The organism is Crocosphaera watsonii WH 8501 (genome assembly GCF_000167195.1).
In the GTDB taxonomy this organism is placed as follows: Bacteria; Cyanobacteriota; Cyanobacteriia; order Cyanobacteriales; family Microcystaceae; genus Crocosphaera; species Crocosphaera watsonii.
On the sequence record NZ_AADV02000322.1, the window covers coordinates 1 to 2043 of the forward strand.

Annotated in this window: 3 protein-coding genes; 2 read left to right on the forward strand and 1 reads right to left on the reverse strand. The window is 52.5% G+C overall.

Features of this window, described 5'->3' with window-relative positions; all coding sequences use genetic code 11:
• Positions 1 to 176, reverse strand: a 176-nt coding sequence (locus tag CWATDRAFT_RS36785; RefSeq protein ID WP_412093312.1) for a YbhQ family protein, incomplete at its 3' end; no start/stop codon positions are given.
• Positions 177 to 308: 132 nt separating this feature from the next.
• Here CWATDRAFT_RS36785 and CWATDRAFT_RS31410 point away from each other — a divergent pair.
• Together CWATDRAFT_RS31410 and clsB are read left to right on the forward strand one after the other, a co-directional pair.
• Positions 309 to 1070, forward strand: a complete 762-nt coding sequence (locus CWATDRAFT_RS31410) for an endonuclease/exonuclease/phosphatase family protein (protein WP_001113348.1) — start codon at positions 309 to 311, stop codon at positions 1068 to 1070.
• Complete coding sequence (gene clsB, locus CWATDRAFT_RS31415; protein WP_326997452.1) at positions 1067 to 1582, forward strand: cardiolipin synthase ClsB; 516 nt, start codon at positions 1067 to 1069, stop codon at positions 1580 to 1582. Before CWATDRAFT_RS31410 ends, clsB begins: the two co-directional genes overlap by 4 nt.
• The last annotated feature ends 461 nt before the right edge of the window (positions 1583 to 2043 follow it).

Genomic DNA, 2043 nt, shown 5'->3' on the forward strand with positions numbered 1-2043 from the left:
ACTACGCTTAGAACACAGAGTTGGTGCCTGCACGCCCACTCAGGAGGATCCCACGCCGACGTGAACAGAGTCTTACTCATCCAGCCCACCACCAGCAGCGCCACTACCAGTAAATGCAACATAATCTGCCAGCAACTTAGACCCGTTGCGACACGAACACGTTGTTGCCACTTCATGGCTTCTCTCCTGAAGAATTTATCTCTACTTACTCAGAGTACCGAACTTTACGGAAAATTCCGTAAGACCGCACCTTTTTGTGACGCCGACTACACTATTTCAATGAGATAAGAGGCAAAGACAGGAAAATTATGCCCGATCAAACACAACAATTTTCGTTCAAGGTGCTCACCATCAATATTCACAAAGGCTTTACCGCGTTTAACCGACGCTTCATTTTGCCGGAACTTCGCGACGCCGTGCGTACCGTCAGCGCCGATATTGTTTGCCTGCAGGAAGTGATGGGCGCGCACGAAGTTCATCCGCTGCATGTGGAAAACTGGCCCGATACCTCGCACTACGAGTTTCTCGCCGACACTATGTGGAGCGATTTTGCCTACGGTCGCAATGCCGTATACCCGGAAGGGCATCACGGCAACGCCGTACTGTCGCGTTATCCCATTGAACATTATGAGAATCGCGATGTTTCGGTCGATGGTGCGGAAAAGCGCGGCGTGCTCTACTGCCGCATTGTGCCGCCGATGACCGGAAAAGCGATTCATGTGATGTGCGTACATCTGGGCCTGCGTGAGGCGCACCGTCAGGCGCAGCTTGCGATGCTCGCCGAATGGGTGAATGAGCTACCGGACGGCGAACCGGTATTGGTGGCGGGTGATTTCAATGACTGGCGGCAAAAAGCTAATCATCCGTTAAAAGTGCAGGCCGGACTGGATGAGATTTTTACCCGCGCCCACGGACGCCCGGCGCGCACGTTTCCGGTGCAATTTCCTCTACTACGACTGGACAGGATCTACGTCAAAAATGCCAGCGCCAGCGCGCCAACCGCGTTGCCGCTGCGGACATGGCGACACCTTTCTGATCATGCCCCTTTAAGTGCGGAGATTCATTTATGAAATGTAGCTGGCGCGAAGGCAATAAGATCCAGTTGCTGGAAAACGGCGAGCAATATTATCCCGCGGTGTTTAAGGCGATTGGCGAGGCACAAGAACGCATCATTCTTGAAACGTTTATCTGGTTTGAGGATGACGTCGGCAAACAACTGCATGCGGCACTACTGGCAGCAGCGCAACGCGGGGTTAAAGCGGAAGTCTTGCTGGATGGCTACGGTTCGCCGGATCTCAGCGATGAGTTTGTCAATGAACTGACGGCAGCTGGCGTAGTGTTCCGCTACTACGATCCCCGCCCTCGCCTTTTTGGTATGCGCACCAATGTGTTTCGCCGGATGCATCGCAAAATTGTGGTGATCGACGCGCGTATAGCCTTTATTGGCGGGCTGAATTACTCCGCCGAGCATATGTCCAGCTACGGTCCAGAGGCTAAACAGGATTACGCGGTACGCCCTTTAAGGGCCGATTGCCAAAAAATATTCTCCCGCTTTGAGCTGGAAACACCCTGCCTGGACTGAGCGCGGCACGACTCTGGTGGTTACGTCATCACAAAGCGGAAGAGAACCGCCTGCCCGGAAGAACCTCACGTATTGCTGGGTTGGCTGCGATAACCAAGAACATCGTCAATGAAATTTAACGCCCTTTATTTGAAAATGCTCACCCACGCGCCGCGGTAAGTGATTATCTCCACGCCTACTTCCTCCCCCGCTATCGATTTTTACCCTCCCTGCTAAAGCGCTCCCGTCTCCGTGGTGCCGAATCAACCTGAATACTTCAGGGTCAAACCGAATATTTCCATTGGCTCAATCCCTGCCCGCTTGCTTGATATAACTATTGGTTAAAAGCCGCGTTCCAGTTTTTTAGTACCGCCTCCCTCCCTTTCCCTCGTCAAATTTGTATTTTATGGATTAATTCCTGCCGGCTACGTAAGGGACCCACATATTCCTATCCGCCTCTCTTTGTTCCTTGAACTCTCTAC